Annotated in this window: 13 protein-coding genes; 9 read left to right on the top strand and 4 right to left on the bottom strand. The window is 42.8% G+C overall.

The genetic code is table 11. The features are described 5' to 3' along the window. The first annotated feature begins 150 nt into the window (after nt 1–150). Complete coding sequence (locus tag OJ16_RS08850) at nt 151–393, top strand: pyocin activator PrtN family protein (protein WP_040989520.1); 243 nt, start codon at nt 151–153, stop codon at nt 391–393. Nucleotides 394–533: 140 nt separating this feature from the next. On the opposite strand, the gene OJ16_RS08845 is transcribed toward OJ16_RS08850, so the two are convergent. The 3 genes from OJ16_RS08845 to OJ16_RS08835 form a co-directional block, all read right to left on the bottom strand. Further along, complete coding sequence (locus OJ16_RS08845; RefSeq protein WP_040989518.1) at nt 534–2,396, bottom strand: ATP-dependent nuclease; 1,863 nt, start codon at nt 2,394–2,396, stop codon at nt 534–536. Between the two features lie 458 nt (nt 2,397–2,854). Next, nucleotides 2,855–3,148: a hypothetical protein gene (locus OJ16_RS08840; protein ID WP_236688396.1), complete on the bottom strand. Its 294-nt coding sequence runs from the start codon at nt 3,146–3,148 to the stop codon at nt 2,855–2,857. Between the two features lie 4 nt (nt 3,149–3,152). Further along, nucleotides 3,153–4,181, bottom strand: a complete 1,029-nt coding sequence (locus OJ16_RS08835; protein WP_040989524.1) for an integrase domain-containing protein — start codon at nt 4,179–4,181, stop codon at nt 3,153–3,155. Nucleotides 4,182–5,160: 979 nt separating this feature from the next. On the opposite strand from OJ16_RS08835, the gene OJ16_RS08830 reads away from it, so the two are divergent. Continuing rightward, a complete protein-coding gene (locus tag OJ16_RS08830) occupies nt 5,161–7,026 on the top strand; it encodes a UvrD-helicase domain-containing protein (protein WP_040989513.1) in 1,866 nt (621 codons plus the stop codon). Between the two features lie 60 nt (nt 7,027–7,086). On the opposite strand, the gene OJ16_RS08825 is transcribed toward OJ16_RS08830, so the two are convergent. Next, nucleotides 7,087–8,163, bottom strand: a complete 1,077-nt coding sequence (locus tag OJ16_RS08825; protein WP_040989511.1) for a site-specific integrase — start codon at nt 8,161–8,163, stop codon at nt 7,087–7,089. A gap of 255 nt (nt 8,164–8,418) precedes the next feature. On the opposite strand from OJ16_RS08825, the gene dusA reads away from it, so the two are divergent. The 7 genes from dusA to OJ16_RS08790 all read left to right on the top strand — a co-directional run bounded on the left by dusA (nt 8,419) and on the right by OJ16_RS08790 (nt 15,358). Further along, the gene (gene dusA, locus OJ16_RS08820) at nt 8,419–9,411 is read left to right on the top strand and encodes a tRNA dihydrouridine(20/20a) synthase DusA (protein WP_040989522.1); all 993 of its coding nucleotides are present in this window, start codon (nt 8,419–8,421) and stop codon (nt 9,409–9,411) included. Between the two features lie 161 nt (nt 9,412–9,572). Next, nucleotides 9,573–9,782, top strand: a complete 210-nt coding sequence (gene pspG / locus OJ16_RS08815) for an envelope stress response protein PspG (RefSeq protein ID WP_040989508.1) — start codon at nt 9,573–9,575, stop codon at nt 9,780–9,782. A gap of 73 nt (nt 9,783–9,855) precedes the next feature. Then, nucleotides 9,856–10,518 carry a TIGR04219 family outer membrane beta-barrel protein gene (locus OJ16_RS08810; protein WP_040989506.1) on the top strand — a complete coding sequence of 221 codons (663 nt, stop codon included), beginning with the start codon at nt 9,856–9,858 and terminating at the stop codon, nt 10,516–10,518. Nucleotides 10,519–10,668: 150 nt separating this feature from the next. Then, nucleotides 10,669–10,896, top strand: a complete 228-nt coding sequence (locus OJ16_RS08805) for a hypothetical protein (RefSeq protein WP_040989504.1) — start codon at nt 10,669–10,671, stop codon at nt 10,894–10,896. 118 nt (nt 10,897–11,014) lie between these two features. Beyond that, the gene (locus tag OJ16_RS08800; RefSeq protein ID WP_040989502.1) at nt 11,015–12,865 is read left to right on the top strand and encodes an assimilatory sulfite reductase (NADPH) flavoprotein subunit; all 1,851 of its coding nucleotides are present in this window, start codon (nt 11,015–11,017) and stop codon (nt 12,863–12,865) included. Next, on the top strand, nt 12,865–14,589 hold the full coding sequence (gene cysI, locus OJ16_RS08795) for an assimilatory sulfite reductase (NADPH) hemoprotein subunit (protein ID WP_040989501.1): 1,725 nt from the start codon (nt 12,865–12,867) through the stop codon (nt 14,587–14,589). The genes OJ16_RS08800 and cysI overlap by 1 nt, the downstream gene beginning before the upstream one ends. Further along, nucleotides 14,582–15,358 carry a phosphoadenylyl-sulfate reductase gene (locus tag OJ16_RS08790; protein WP_040989500.1) on the top strand — a complete coding sequence of 259 codons (777 nt, stop codon included), beginning with the start codon at nt 14,582–14,584 and terminating at the stop codon, nt 15,356–15,358. Before cysI ends, OJ16_RS08790 begins: the two co-directional genes overlap by 8 nt. The last annotated feature ends 634 nt before the right edge of the window (nt 15,359–15,992 follow it).

The following is a 15,992-nucleotide window of genomic DNA, read 5'->3' as shown; positions in this document are numbered from 1 at the left end:
TTGTGCCCAGCTTTTGCCGTATAGGTGCTTTTTGGGCCTAAACACTGCTAAAAGTTGTTCCGCTTAACTTGCCAAAAAAGCCTGACTAATGCAAACAGGCTAACGAATCCTCTTCCATAGTATAGACTCCTCACAACGGAGATTGGTGCTATGAGACAAATTAAATCCTCTTTGACTTTCCAGTTGCTGCTAGAGCAACACAACGGCCAAGTTCTTGTTCCGCTATCTGTCATTTGCCAAGATTACCTTGGTGTGTGCTATCGAGTCGCTCGACGTCATTATCTTGAAGGAAAGCTAAGAGTGCCTGTCATTGCAATGGGACACGGGCAGAAAGCACCACTGATGGTGCATATTGAAGATTTGGCGATGTATGTGGATGGAGAGCGGAGATAGTCTATTTTGGTTATGCCCTCGTGGGGCATAACCATTTACTGACTATAGCCAACTCATTTTTGGACAGAAACGTGATAGGTCTATTGCTCTAAAACGTTTCTGTCAGATTAGGAAAAGTTCGTTGAAGCCTTGAACTCTTATTAAGCTTTTGGCTTCAGGATGCGTTCAATCTTGCTTACTACATCCTCGCCTTTTCCAATGGTAATAGGAAATCCACGAACATCTAAAATATTGCTCTTCAATGCAATTGAAAGTTGCTCGCCCTCTACAGCCAAATCAAAAAGTTCGGATTTTTCTCTAAGGATTGTCTTGCAAAGTATCTTCATTTCTTGAGTGTTAGACCCCGCATTTAGCTTAGCTACAGCAGGAGCTGCTATTGATAGCAGTACATCTCTCAATGATTCAGCTTCATTGATTTTTTCACCTTGAGACGCAAACTTAATACACCTAGTTACTTCAGGCAGAACTCCTTCTAACGTTGACGGTTCCAAACCATCCAAGTACTCGATTTCATCCACAGCAGCGCTAGGTTTTCCTTCAGAAGTGAAGATATCCGACGATTGATAATATGATTCAATAGCCCCCTTTCTTAAGATAAAACAACCCGCTAGTTCTAATAGCCCCAAGACAGCTTCCAACCGACATCTAATTGTGATCCAAGATCTGTCTGTGTTTAAATCAGACAACGTACTTTCATCATGGCTAAATAAAGCACAGAATACGGCTCTTCGTTTTGCTTTAGTCTCTTCACCTTCCCCTTTATTTACCCAGTATGGGTGAGGGGTAGCTATATCCTCGATCTCTTCCCATTTATTATTTACCAATTGGCAGAAGTCATTATAAGCAGAAGTTGCAAGAGCAGTTGCAGAAGCAGCTCCAGACGCAGCGGCTTTTTGATCTGCGATTATACATCCGTTGAGATAATAGTTAGTTAATTCAAGACTATCGGCAAAAGCATCAGCATCCGCTAAAACTACTGGAGCCTTCCCCAGTAGTTTTATAAATTTTGACACTACAGGCATTTGACCCGTGCCAATCACTGGCAATAACTGAGAGCCAGATGCTTCTATATGAATCCCTAGTTTTTGAGACAAAAAGCTACAAATGAGAGCGTCTGAAGGCCCCTCAACTAATAGTGGCTTTCTACAAAATAGAGAAAGTTTATGCTCTTGCCCTAAGCGAGCAACTAATGCTTGTACTTTCTTGTTCTGAAGTTCGCCAGATTCTGGAGATATTTGGACAGGTGCAGTATCTAGGTCATGGCAAAAAACTAGAGATAGCAGGTCGTCACATTTTAATATATTCAACATTTCTGTTGAATGAGTTGCCATAACTATTATCTTCTTAAAGCCATTTTCAGAATAGTGGCCAGCAGCTGAAGCAATCTCATTTAGTAAAAACGCTTGTAGCTGCGGATGCAATGAGACTTCAGGCTCATCTAGCATCAAAGCCCCTACGTCATCATCATACAGCGCTGCTAATAAGCCAACTAAATGAAGTAACCCTGACGCCTCTCGACCCGAGGAGTATGGCGCACCTTCTTTATCCAATCTTGCAAAAACAACCTTTAAAGTACCCGCATCCCATTCAATAATGAGATCTCTCTTGAATAGCTTTTTAAGACGTTCTTGCACTTTAACCAGAATGTCTGCTCTCTCGGATAATGTTTGGAAGTCACCATTTAGTGTTTCAATGTTATGGCGCCTATCTACGTCGCCTTTACTACCGAAATTAGCATTTTCATATAATATCCCACTTCCTCTACGGCCGTCGTAATCCGATCGGCTCTGCTCAAGCATTCCCATTCTACCAGCAGAAATAAACCTAATCTTCTTGCCTTGAACATGCTGTGGTAGTGCATTCTTTATGGCTCTAAGCAGGTGTGTTTTACCACTTCCATTAGGCCCAATTAGTATTGTCAGCCCATTCCGAATGGTAATTTCGCGATTAAAATTTCCATTGTGGCTCTGAACTGTAGTGTTTAACACGATAGGGAAAGGCATATTACTCCTTTAAGATGTATAACAGCGCCTTTTCAGCAGGCATTATCTTTATAAGATAAAAAAATACAGGCACCATGGCAGTAAAATACTGTTCTATGGGGCTTATTGTCCCTAGCACTCACAAATTACAGGTCATTTCTGTATAGTTGCAAATGCTCAACTAGGGTCATAATCTTCTATTAGAAAATGTAGGTCAAGAACTGACATGGGGAAGTGCTCAGGAATCGACTGCTAAATGATTTTGGGGCAAAAATGAGTTAGAGCACCATGCTATAGTGGTGTAGCATCGTTGCTTAGGCATATCGATTAGCGTAATATTATTCGAGGTGTTTACATTTTCTGTATACACCGATTCAGATAGCCCTGTTCTCTTCCGCTCATTGAGTATTGACCGCAGGTAGCGCGTAATAGAGCCACATAATGTGGCTCTTGTCGTTTTTACGGTTTGTGAAATGACTTCAATTATCACTCTTCGGCGGTGACGACGCCCTTCTTAGTATATTTTGCCAGATGTGATTAATCGCGTAGTAGTAAGCCAGTTTGGTTGATGGGGCTAGGTGATTATTGCGTCGCCAGAACTCATTCACTTGCTTACGGCCAATTTGCCCCAGAGAGCTTATCTTCGGGTCTTGCTTTTGTATTTCTCGACAGAAGCTCCTCATTTTCTCTGCCTGATTTCTACGATTCTTTTTCCCGCCTGTACGAAGAAAAAGGTGCAGCGCTTGGTTAAGTTCAAATTCCATCTTTGTCATAGAGTTACCCCAGATAAGCATTGGTGATATCAATTCGATGATGGCCTAACTCTTTCGCCACCATTTCTCTGACTTGATGATCGAGTTGTTTTGCTTTTTCAGGCGAACAATTCACTTTATCAGCAATATATTGGTGGTGTGCTTGACCATGTTTGTAACCCGACTCAATAGGGGAGCGCACATCAGAGACGCCAGTAATCGTTCGAATATGTTCTCGATAACTATGCTGTGCATAGGCATGGCGTTCACTGTGAGTTTGATAACCTAATTGGTGGTAGGTTTTGTAGGATTGAGATTGGAACTGAGCGTAAGTTTGATGGGCAGGGATCATCGAATGATGATTGCCTTGCACTGTACTTGCGTTTCTAAGCGCATCTAACTGATTAGGGTTAATGATAGGAACCGTTCTGCTTTGACCTCCTTTAGTGCCTTCACTGATGGTGACTGTTCGAGAATCCACAGCCTCTTTATACATCGACGTAGGATTGTTTTTACACGCCTCTTCAAATCGCATCCCTAATGATCTTTGCATCGATGAAATGGCTTTGAGGCGATCATCTAACTGGCTTTGAACTTTATGGTGCTGAGATTCTGAAATAGCCTTGTTGACCGTGGTTATCCCAGAACGGTCAGGGAGCCCAACTTCGGATGCGGTGACACGAAGATCGCTATGTCCTGAGGCTTGACCGAGAACAGAGTTCACTGCCGCAAGATAGTCATGAGCCGATTTTGCACTCAGTTCCCCCCCTGAAATACGAGAATCGAGCTCCTGCGCATATTGCCTAACGTGATCTTGCGTTATCGACCTCATGTCTCGCACATTAAATGAATCACGGATGTACGAGGCAAATTGTCCAAAGCGTTGGCCTTGAACGGCTACGCTCTTGAATCCGATCTGTGATGCTGCAAACTTTTCTTTGAGTGCATTTACTCCGGCTTGTTTCATATCTCGGCTACCCAAACCAAAATTTCGTGCATTTGGGTTCGCTCGTTGACCTCTAGATGTAGAGATATTTTTCGCTTTCTTACTCATAACTGATTTCCATTTGAATTGATAAATGGTTTGGTTTGATAAGTAGTTCTCTACACGCAGCATCAATTGATAAGTGTTAATGCGCATTTGAAATGTGCGCGACATCTGTAGAGATGAGTGGAAGATAAGAAGCGCTCCAACGCTTGGGTGGTTAAGTGTTTTGAGTTATAGCGGGAGACCTGTTCGTTAGTGCTTGTTTTCATTAGCCGACAATCGAAAGCGCCACGAAATAGTGGAATGAAAATATCGGGGGCATGTTATGAAGCAATGACGTAGGGTCTTTTTTGCAGAAAGTTAGCTCAGTACTCCACATTGCTTGGTGGCTGCTTTCACATACCAATGATCCAAATGGTCATCAGTTCCGGCAATGGCTGGGACGAGCTTGATTAGCCATCAAAATTTGATAGCGGTGAGGGGGCATTACTCAAGCTTTGATAAGTCATCATGCTTTTTCATGGCTGCGAATGAGTGAACTAAAGGCTGAATATTTGTTTAATATCAGTCGTTAAAGTTCAAGCCGAAGCCCCCGTCTATTTTCTACTGTCTTCGCCGTCAAAAATAGACGGGGGAAGCTCAGATAGATCTAGAGTTAAGTGTTTTGGGTTGAAACAATGAAACCATTGGGCTTCAGGGTGTTTCATAGAAGTTAGTGTCTATTTAGACAATATACGGCGTCCAACAGGACGAGCACGTCGACGGCGTACTAACCGTTTTAGAACTGGCCACATTCTCTGTGACGTACGTTCTGGGTAAAATCAATGTCATTAAAGCATGTAAGCAGCGGGGACGTTTGCAATAAGCAGGCTAATTTTGCGAGTTAGCGGGGAACATTGGTGACGATATATACGTAAGTTGGCTTTTTGATAATGGTATGAGAAAAATTTTTCTCTCATACCATTATCAAAAGGTGATTTATACGGGCTTATCATCATGTTAGCTGTGTTAGGCTTGAAAAAAATTGAAATTTAGGGCCGAAAAGATGAAAAGATCTTTGTCTCCACTAGCTTATCTTATTGACGATGAGCTACTCAATATTTTGTTAAATAAGCTAGATGATGAAGAGCATTTAATCTTATTAAAACTTGGGGTGGATGTTATTGGATTGGGGAGAGATATTGTCTATAAAGCCAAAAAAGACTTAGCGGTTAAAGACGTAATCCTCCATCTCGCTTCGGTGTTTAAAATGGATGAACAACAACGTTTAAAATTGTTAGATGCATCGTTGATTTATGTTAGCGCGCCTAAACTTGAATCTGAATTCACATCAGAACCAAGAGTATTATTGGAACCAGAGTTCACTGATACTCAGTTAGATTCAGAGAATAAACAGAATTCTAAATCAATTGCTTCATCGTTAAAAAGGCGCGGATATTCAAAGGCTTATAAAGATGGGGTTAAGCCGAACTCTCAGCAGGAGAGCATCATCAATAATTGTTCGAAAGGATTACAAGTCGATGCTTTTGCTGGTACAGGTAAATCTACGACTAGTCGTATGGTTGTAAATGAACTGGGGCATGAAACCTGTCTTTATACCGCCTTTCTAAGTAAAAATATCGTTGATGCAAAAGAAAAGATTACACCTAACGCCGTTTCTCAAGATGGGCTTGCTGTCAGACATGCTCTAAAAGATAGTAGATTTGAAGATATATTTACCTACACCCCACGAGGTGGAGCCCCAGTTTACTCAATGCGAGATGTTTTGGGTTTTGAGACTCGATTGGATATTGGAACCAAAAAAATTAGGCAGCATGGTGTAGCCAAGTTGATCAATGACACTGTTTATAATTACTGCTCTAGCTCGGATAATAGTTTTCATGAATATTTTGTCCCAAACCATGTGCTAGACCCTGTCGTTCGTAGTCAAATTCATAATTGGGCTATGAAGTATTGGGAGTATCTAATGTCTGGACGAGCTACCAAAGAGCACTCAGTTTCCTTCTCGCATTTAATGAAATATTGGGCGTTAACACCAAGTATCACCATTCCGGATAAGTACCAAAGTATAATTATTGATGAGGCTCAGGATATTAATGGAGCCTTCTACCGCGTGATGCTAAATCATGCAGATAGACGCTTGATAATAATTGGTGATAAGTATCAAGAGCTTTTCAGGTGGAGAGGGGCTATAAACTCAATGGATAAGTTTGATAAAACAAGCTATCCATTGGAAGAAAGCTATCGCTTTGGAACTGAGATCGCCGAGTGTGCAAATAATATACTGTCTAAACATGAATTTGCTCCAAAAAATAAGCTAATAGGACAGCAAGACATTGACTCCAAAGTAGTGTTCTACGAAGAGGGAGATCTTCTTCCTAATCATAACGGGGCTATCCTTACAAGAACAAGAAGTTGCGTAATTAATATTGCCGATAATGAACTTAGATATGGAAATAAAATTCACGTAAAAACGGAGTTTGGTCCGTTAGAGTTCTTACTAAAAGACATGCTACATTTTGCTAAAGGCGAGACGGATGAGGTAGAACATCCATATCTTCTTCGCTGCGGATCCATACATTTCCTTGAAAATGAGTTGAAAGATAATCCTGACGCCGATATCTATTTTGCTTTTAAACTATATCAGAAATACAAAGATAACGTTTTAGATGTGATTGGCAACATACGGAAAAATTCTGTACCGGAAGATGAGGCGATGAAAATAATCTCGACCACTCATTCTATCAAAGGCCAGGAATGGGATTACATAATCATAGCTCCGGATTATGCTTATACTCTTGATAAAAAAAATATAGATATTAGTAGCGAGCTCTCTGTTCTTTATGTTGCTTTAACGCGAGCTAGAAAGAGTGTTTACGTTCCAGCGAGCTTGAAAAAATATTTTATCTAACATTGATTATTAGATGCTTGGGTTGTTGCTTTTATTCTCAAGCGTCTAGAATATAAGCAATTATATAGTAATCGACCGCACTTTTTTCCCATGTAAGCGATTAGGGTAGAGCTCGGTATAAACTTGCCAGAGTGTATTCAGAGAACGATGCCCAGTGACTTGAGCGACCTCTTCGATGGAAAATCCAGCTTCAAAAAGTCGGCTTGCGCCTTCTCTTCTTAAATCATGATAGCGAAGATCAGAAATCCCCAGCTCGTTCCTTACTTGTTGAAACCCTGCCGTGACAGAGCGAGGGTTGTAAGGAAAGATGCGGTCGTCTTTGTTTTGTTGTCTTTGAATGATATCCCAAGAATCCCCGAGTAAAGGCACCCACTGATGGTTGCCTTCTTTTTTACGTGGGTCTTTTCGGTTGCGCACTAAGACAGCTTTTTGCACTTCATTGAGATCGCTCCACTGGATAGAACAGATTTCACCAATGCGCATGCAAGTGAGAATGGAGAAGATAAAAATATCAACGAAAGGGATCTGCGTATAAATGTGATCTTCCCTTTGCTGCAATCCTTTGACCAACGCCGCGATTTCTTTCTCGCTAGGGCGGCGACTACGTCGGGCACTTTTCGCGACTAATCCCATAAAGCTTAATGTTGGATACGCCGATTGGAACACCCGACAATCGATGGCGATTTGCCAAAGAGGTTTGGCTTGTTTGAATATGGCCCTTAAATTAGAAACCTCAACAGCGATAGTTTGCGGTTTCGCCTTATCTTGCTCATTACGTAGTAAACAATGCTGGATCAGATCATTATCGTTAAAATCTTTGAGAGACAAAGAAGCGATGGGGTATCGCAGTAACATGTTGAGGTTGTAACGCGCCGTTCTTTTGGTTTCGTAATGAGGGGTGCTTAGCGCAAGCTCTATCAAGTCACCGATCGTTTCATTAGATGGAATGAGCCCACCATGGAGTAAGCTCTCTATTTTTACGACTTCTTGTTCACCCCAAGCTACAGCGGATGTTTTTTTTGAAAATGTTTTGGACTGATCGATGTTGTTGTTACCGACTCTGCGCTCTCTTACTCGACATTTAAATTTAGTCGTGCCTGAGAGTGTTTTGATTTTTTGAACATGGTAAGACGCCATACATTGCCTCCGGACTTGGGTGCAGAATGAACTTGATGTAGAATCTGCGCTCTTTTTTATGAAACCACGATTCGGAAGAGCTTGCGTGCAATAAGGCGGCTTTTTTGGCGTATTAAATTTTCGGTCTAAACTCTGTCATTTTTGGGTCCAATACGTGCCCACACTACGTAAAAAATGCTTAAAATTGGACACAAATTGGGGTGAACCATGCAAAATCATGAAAGTCAAATAATTGACAAAGACGAGAAAAATCAAATGAATAAGTTGGTTTTTCCTAGTTCTCGTTTTTCCGTGGCGCCCATGCTTGATTGGACCGATCGCCACTGTCGCTACTTTCATCGCTTGTTATCTAGCGAGACGCAACTGTACACAGAGATGGTGACGACGGGTGCCATCATTCACGGTAAGGGTGATTTCCTTGCATACAATGAGCAAGAGCATCCATTGGTGCTACAACTGGGTGGTTCAAATGCGACTGATCTTGCAACGTGTGCAAAACTCGCTGCTGATCGTGGTTATGATGAGATTAACCTGAATGTGGGTTGCCCATCTGATCGTGTGCAGAATGGACGCTTTGGTGCATGTCTAATGGCTGATCCTCAGCTGGTGGCCGATTGTGTCGCAGCAATGAAAGATGTGGTTGATATCCCAGTAACAGTGAAAACTCGTATTGGGATTGACGATCAGGACTCATATGAGTTCTTGACTGACTTTGTTTCAATCGTGTCAGAGAAAGGTGGCTGTGAGCAATTTACTATCCACGCTCGTAAAGCATGGCTATCAGGTTTAAGTCCTAAAGAGAACCGTGAGATCCCACCTTTGGATTACGCGCGCGCTTATCAGTTGAAAAAAGATTTCGCTCATTTGGTGATTGCCGTTAATGGTGGTGTAAAAACGCTGCAAGAGACACAAGAGCATCTTCAGCATTTAGATGGTGTTATGGTCGGTCGCGAAGCGTACCAAAACCCATACATCCTAGCGGAAGTCGATCAACTTATTTTCGGCTTAGATAAACCAATTAAGAAACGCACGCAAGTGGTTGAAGAGATGTACCCGTACATCGAGCAGCAATTATCGAATGGTGCCTACCTTGGCCATATTACTCGCCATATGCTGGGTTTATTCCAAAATATGCCGGGTGCTCGCCAATGGCGTCGCCACATCAGCGAAAATGCGCATAAGCCAGGTTCAGGTATTGAAGTTGTTGAAGCGGCACTAGCGAAAATTCCCAAAGAATTAAATGTGTAAAAATCACCATAATTGAGTGGTGAAAAATACCACGGCAAGAATGAGAGCGTCCTTAACTGAAGGGCGCTTTTTTATTTGCCCTTAAATATTATAGGGTTACGTCTCTCTTTGAAGCTGGCACGCTTCCTGCGATACAAAATGCAAATAAGAGGAGAAACAATATGTTTGAGCTAATCTTTGTATTGGTATTTATCGCAACCTTGCTGGTTACGGGCTTAACTATGGTGACCGTTTTTGCAGCCGCAGGGTTTGCTCTATTGGTGATGGTGTTGCTTGGTATGCTGGGGGCCGTGTTTAAAATTTTACCGTGGTTAATTGTGATCGCGTTGGGATTTTGGTTCTTTAAACATTACGTTTGTTGCTCAAGATAGCGAAGTGTTGAGGATGTGATAGTATTCTTGAGTAATAACTCATAGCGTTATCTTGCTTAGGAGCAAATATTCGATGAATAAATCAGTATCCACACTTATGGCTGCACTATCGATCGTCTCTACGTCGGTAGTGGCGCAATCATTCACTGGTGATATTGGCGCAGATGTGTGGTTTGGTGATAGTAAAATCGATGAGACTCGTCGAGATAACGCGTCAGCACCCAGTCTTTATTTCTCAATAGAGCATGATATGGCCTACGTGCCAAATGCAAGTTTTCGCTACACCAGTGTTGATACCGATTACGCAGGGTTTGATAAGTATGACTTTACGTTTTACTACAAAATTCTCGATCGTGAATTAATGACATTTGATGCTGGTGCGACACTGACTCAGTACAGCAACAGCCATTACCGAACGAAAGAATCGGTGACCCCGAGGTATGACTTCAATGAGCTAACCTTCAATTGGTATGCTTATGCTGAGCTTTATATACCTAATACTAACTTTGACATCATCGGACAATTTGATTTTGGCAATAGCAAAGGGATTAAGAGTGCCGATGTGTTGGCTGGCTTGCAATATCGGATAAAAACCCGTTCGGGTGAGATAGCCTTGCGCGGTGGTTACCGTGTTATTGACTTAGAATTTGACGATTTAGCCTCACAATCTCCTGAAACAGGCGAGTCTTTCGTGTTTGTGAATGGCTTTTTCGTCGGCGCTGAATATAATTTTTAACTCAAATTGTAATTTTTTAAACGCCGCCTTTATAAGGTGGCGTTTTTTTATATCTTTTTTTTATAACTAGTGGGGATTTGTTAGCAGATTTAGCATGATGCGCCATGCTTATTTGATGAAAGGGACTTTTTGTTATTAGGGCTAGTGAGTATGACAATCAATGAACTTAGAAATCTATACCGCGAGAATCAATTGGTCGAAGCGATTATAGAGCCTTCCGCCGAAGAAGGGTTCTGGGTGGTGGAGTTCCGCCATGCGCACGGTGAATTCTTACTCTTAACCGATGTTCACGGTGAAGAGTGCCACTATCGTGATCTGAATTTAGCCTCGAAATCGGCCATGGCCGTCGGTTTCAATCAAGTGCGTGTTGAGAACTGATTTGCCTTTTTCTCTATGCTTTAATTCCAAAAGTTATAAAACATTCCCTTCTATTCTTTCTTGTTATTAAAAAGAGTGGTTAATCTATAATCACGCAATGAACAGGGATGTCGAGACCATGTCTTTAAACAAGAATGTGTCCTCTCAAGGAAACACATCAGAATTACCATCAGTCGCTAGCCCACTGAATGATCAACAACTCAATCAACTTCAACAAACTGTGACGGACTTATCGTCACAGCAGTTAGCTTGGGTAAGTGGATATTTTTGGGGGTTAGCCCAGCATCAACAACCGGTAGCGGCTGCCGCTCCGATGAATCAAGCCGCCGCTGCAGTTGCGGCAAAGCCCGCAGGAAAGCTTGCTATTATCTACGCTTCACAAACCGGTAATGCTAAAGGCGTTGCGGAAGTTCTCGAACAAGAAGCGAAAGCGCAAGGTATCGCTACGCAGCTTTTTGATGCCAGTGACTATAAAGGTAAGAATCTAGCCAAAGAAACGCATGTCATTATTGTGGCTTCAACCAATGGTGAAGGTGAGGCGCCGGATAATGCCATTGAGTTGCATGAGTTTCTTCAATCGAAAAAAGCGCCGAAGTTACCAAACCTGCAATATGGGGTAATTGGTCTAGGTGATTCCAGCTATGAATTTTTCTGCCAAACCGGTAAAGATTTCGATCAGTATTTAGCAAAACAAGGTGCAACGTCATTTATCGACCGTATCGACTGTGACGTTGATTATGAAGCGCCAGCTGGTGAGTGGCGAGCCAAAGCATTGGAAGTGGTCAAAGAAGCACTTTCTTCTGGTGCAGAAGCAGAAGTTGTACAGCTACCGGTTGGTCAAGCTGCGGGCCATTCTCAGTACACCAAACAAAATCCATATACCGCGACATTGCTAACCAGTCAAAAAATTACCGGTCGTGATTCGGGTAAAGATGTTCGTCATATCGAAGTCGACCTCGATGGCTCTGGTATTACTTATCAGCCAGGTGATGCATTGGGCGTTTGGTATGAAAACAGCGCGGAACTGGCGAACGCTATTTTAGCTAAAGTCGGTTTATCCGGCGTTGAGAGTATTGATGTCGATGGTGAAAGCTTATCTATCCACAGTGCTCTGGTTGCCAAGTATGAAATTACGACGGCCAATCCGCAATTTGTCACCAAGTTTGCCGATCTATCCGCAAGCAAAAAGCTGCAAAAGCTGGTGGAAGATAAAGACAAGCTACGCGAATACGCGGGTAATACTCAGATTGTTGATGTATTGGCAGAAAAGAAAACCAAACTCACCGCAGAACAATTGGTTGGTTTGCTGCGTCGCCTAACACCGCGTCTATATTCAATTGCTTCAGCCCAATCGGAAGTGGATGAAGAAGTGCATCTAACGGTAGGCGTAGTGGAATACACACGAGGTGAAGAGACTCGCTTTGGTGGAGCATCAAGTTACCTTTCTCATCGTCTCGAAGAGGGAGGGGAAGTAAAGGTCTTTATCGAAAACAATAACAACTTCAAATTACCTCAAGATGACAATACACCAGTGATCATGATTGGCCCGGGGACCGGCATTGCGCCATTCCGCAGCTTTATTCAAGAGCGTGATAATCGTGATGCGCAAGGTAAGAGTTGGTTGTTCTTTGGTGACCGCACCTTTACTCAAGATTTCTTGTACCAAGTTGAGTGGCAAAAGTACTTAAAATCAGGTGCATTATCTCAGCTTGATGTGGCCTTTAGCCGTGATCAGCAAGAAAAGGTCTACGTGCAGCATCGTCTGTTAGAAAACGGTCAGCAGTTATGGCAGTGGATTGAAGATGGCGCATATCTCTATGTGTGTGGTGATGCGACTCGCATGGCAAAAGATGTGCACGAAGCTTTGATTGAAGTGGCGCAAGAGCACGGCAAGCTAAGTAAAGAACAAGCAGAAGAATTTATCACGACTCTGCGTAAGGAAAAACGTTACCAAAGGGATGTGTACTAATGAGCAAAGAACAGCAAGAAGTACTCGGTGAAGTATTGGGCCCTTTGGCTGACAACGAACGATTAAAGCGTGAAAGTAACTTTTTACGTGGGACGATAGAGCAAGATTTACAAGACCGTATCACCGGTGGCTTTACCGCCGATAACTTTCAGTTGATTCGCTTTCATGGCATGTATCAACAAGATGACCGAGATATCCGTAATGAGCGCGCGAAACAAAAGCTGGAGCCATTACACAATGTCATGCTGCGTGCGCGTATGCCGGGTGGCATCATCACGCCCACACAATGGCTGGCGATTGATAAGTTTGCAACTGACCATTCCCTCTATGGCAGTATTCGCCTGACAACGCGTCAAACGTTTCAGTTTCATGGAGTATTAAAGCCAAACGTAAAACTGATGCACCAAACACTCAATAGCATTGGTATTGACTCCATTGCAACCGCGGGTGATGTAAACCGTAATGTGTTGTGTACCACTAACCCTGTGGAATCAGAGCTTCATCAAGAAGCTTATGAGTGGGCGAAAAAAATCAGTGAGCACTTACTGCCGAAAACCCAAGCTTACGCAGAAATTTGGCTTGATGGCGAAAAAGTGGAAACCACCGAAGATGATGAACCTATCCTCGGTAAACACTATCTACCGCGTAAGTTCAAAACGACCGTTGTGATCCCGCCACAAAATGATGTTGATGTTCACGCCAACGACCTGAACTTTGTCGCGATTGCAGAAAATGGCAAGCTAGTCGGCTTTAATGTGCTGGTGGGCGGGGGTCTTGCAATGACTCACGGTGACACGTCGACTTATGCTCGCCGAGCCGATGACTTTGGTTACGTGCCATTGGACAAAACCTTGGATGTCGCCGCGGCAGTTGTGACGACTCAGCGTGATTGGGGTAACCGTTCTAATCGTAAGAATGCAAAAACGAAATACACTTTGGATCGTGTTGGCACTGATGTCTTTAAAGCGGAAGTGGAAAAGCGTGCTGGCGTTCAATTTGCCGAGATCCGCCCTTATGAATTTACTGAACGTGGCGACCGAATTGGTTGGGTGGAAGGTATCGATGGCAAATACCACCTTGCCCTCTTTATAGAGAACGGCCGCTTACTCGACTTTCCAGGTAAACCACTCAAAACTGGCGTTGCTGAGATTGCCAAGATTCATAAAGGCGATTTCCGCATGACCGCAAACCAGAACTTAATTGTGGCTGGTGTCTCTAAGGCGAATAAAACCAAAATTGAAAAGATTGCGATTGCCCACGGTTTGATGGATGACACCGTGAGTGAACAGCGTAAAAACTCAATGGCTTGTGTGGCATTCCCAACCTGTCCTCTGGCCATGGCAGAAGCTGAACGCTTTTTGCCGCAATTCGTCACGGATGTAGAAGCTATTTTAGCGAAACACGGCTTACCTAAAGAAGACAACATCATCTTACGTGTGACCGGATGTCCAAATGGTTGTGGCCGCGCAATGTTGGCGGAGATTGGTTTAGTTGGTAAAGCGCCAGGAAGATACAACCTACACTTAGGCGGTAACCGCGGTGGAACTCGCATCCCTAAAATGTATAAAGAGAACATCACTGACAAGCAAATCCTAGAAGATATTGATCAGCTGGTGGGGCGTTGGGCTATAGAGCGTAATAAAGGTGAATGTTTCGGCGACTTCACTATCCGCGCTGGCATTATTGAAGAGGTATTTGTATCTAAGAGGGATTTGCATGCTTGATTCAACAACACAAAAGGTGGATCTGCAGTCGTTATTATCATTGACGAAAACAGAGCAAATTCTACAACTCTCTTCTATTAACCACCAACTAGAGCTGATGACCGCTCAGCAGAGAGTTACATGGGCAATAGAAAACCTCGGAGGGCAGCATGTCGTTTCATCGAGTTTTGGTATTCAAGCGGCACTAATGCTCCACCTGGTAACGCAAGCCAAACCTGATATTCCCATCGTACTGACAGATACGGGCTATCTCTTTGCCGAGACCTATCAGTTTATTGAGCAATTAACTAAGCAGTTAAACCTTAACCTTAAAGTGTATCGAGCACAGCAAAGTGCAGTCTGGCAAGAAGCTGTCTACGGAAAATTGTGGGAGCAGGGCGTTGAAGGTCTCGAGAGATACAACAAACTCAACAAGGTTGAACCGATGCGTAGAGCTTTGGATGAACTACAAGTAGGGACTTGGTTTTCAGGCTTGCGCCGTGAGCAATCTCAATCCAGAGCGAATTTGCCAATACTCTCAATACAAAATGGTGTGTTTAAATTCTTACCAGTGATCGACTGGAGTAATAAAGATGTGCATTACTACCTAGAAGAACATGGTTTGTCTTATCACCCTTTAAGAGAAGAAGGCTATCTTTCTGTCGGGGATACCCATACGACTAAAAAATGGGAGCCGGGAATGAAAGAAGAAGAAACTCGTTTCTTTGGCTTAAAACGTGAGTGTGGGTTACACGAAGATGATGGAGAGCAGTACGGCTCCGGTATTTAGCGATATATAGAAGTTAAAAGGCTGCATTGTGCAGCCTTTTTTGATCACTAAAAATGCCGAATGTGGATAACTCTGTGGGTATTCTGTTGTTGTCTTATGGGTATTTTTGAATAAATAAGGCTTTGCCGATAAAAATCGTATCTAAGCGTTATTTTTGCAACTTTTGCAAAATAACACTTGCCAATGTGATGGTGATCTCTATAATGCCCACCTGTCGACGAGGCAAGGCTCTATAAGGGTTCGAGGCCAAGCGGCAAGGTCAGAAAGAAAGGCGAAATGGTTACTGTGTTTTACTTTTTAAAAGTGAAATAAAACACAAAAGTGTTTGACACAGAGAATTATCTCGCTAGAATGGCCGCCTCTTCCAGAGTGATGTAAGTCGCAAAGAAGAACGCTCTTTAAAAATATAAACCTATCAATCTGTGTGGGCACTCGTTGATGATAATCCAATAAGTTATTGCTTAGGCAATGACTGTTTCTTCGGAAACACAATTGGGTTCAATGAACTGAGTGACCAATCGAGATTAAGTTTACTTAATCTTGGCACAGTCAATTCATTACCATTCTGTTGGAATGGTAATAGCTTTAAAATTACTTCTTACTTTCGAGTAAGAGCAGTTTTGAAGTCAGTATT

The organism is Vibrio renipiscarius (assembly GCF_000827885.1).
Lineage (GTDB): Bacteria > Pseudomonadota > Gammaproteobacteria > Enterobacterales > Vibrionaceae > Vibrio > Vibrio renipiscarius.
Note: the sequence above shows the minus strand (reverse complement) of the source record. Positions and strands in the feature narration are given on the sequence as shown.

What these genes read in the sequence shown, in the direction of transcription:
- OJ16_RS08850 (WP_040989520.1), top strand. Translation starts at nt 151, where the DNA reads ATGAGACAAATTAAATCCTCTTTGACTTTCCAGTTGCTGCTAGAGCAA.
- OJ16_RS08845 (WP_040989518.1), bottom strand. Translation starts at nt 2,396, where the DNA reads ATGCCTTTCCCTATCGTGTTAAACACTACAGTTCAGAGCCACAATGGA.
- OJ16_RS08840 (WP_236688396.1), bottom strand. Translation starts at nt 3,148, where the DNA reads ATGACAAAGATGGAATTTGAACTTAACCAAGCGCTGCACCTTTTTCTT.
- OJ16_RS08835 (WP_040989524.1), bottom strand. Translation starts at nt 4,181, where the DNA reads ATGAGTAAGAAAGCGAAAAATATCTCTACATCTAGAGGTCAACGAGCG.
- OJ16_RS08830 (WP_040989513.1), top strand. Translation starts at nt 5,161, where the DNA reads ATGAAAAGATCTTTGTCTCCACTAGCTTATCTTATTGACGATGAGCTA.
- OJ16_RS08825 (WP_040989511.1), bottom strand. Translation starts at nt 8,163, where the DNA reads ATGGCGTCTTACCATGTTCAAAAAATCAAAACACTCTCAGGCACGACT.
- dusA (WP_040989522.1), top strand. Translation starts at nt 8,419, where the DNA reads ATGAATAAGTTGGTTTTTCCTAGTTCTCGTTTTTCCGTGGCGCCCATG.
- pspG (WP_040989508.1), top strand. Translation starts at nt 9,573, where the DNA reads ATGTTTGAGCTAATCTTTGTATTGGTATTTATCGCAACCTTGCTGGTT.
- OJ16_RS08810 (WP_040989506.1), top strand. Translation starts at nt 9,856, where the DNA reads ATGAATAAATCAGTATCCACACTTATGGCTGCACTATCGATCGTCTCT.
- OJ16_RS08805 (WP_040989504.1), top strand. Translation starts at nt 10,669, where the DNA reads ATGACAATCAATGAACTTAGAAATCTATACCGCGAGAATCAATTGGTC.
- OJ16_RS08800 (WP_040989502.1), top strand. Translation starts at nt 11,015, where the DNA reads ATGTCTTTAAACAAGAATGTGTCCTCTCAAGGAAACACATCAGAATTA.
- cysI (WP_040989501.1), top strand. Translation starts at nt 12,865, where the DNA reads ATGAGCAAAGAACAGCAAGAAGTACTCGGTGAAGTATTGGGCCCTTTG.
- OJ16_RS08790 (WP_040989500.1), top strand. Translation starts at nt 14,582, where the DNA reads ATGCTTGATTCAACAACACAAAAGGTGGATCTGCAGTCGTTATTATCA.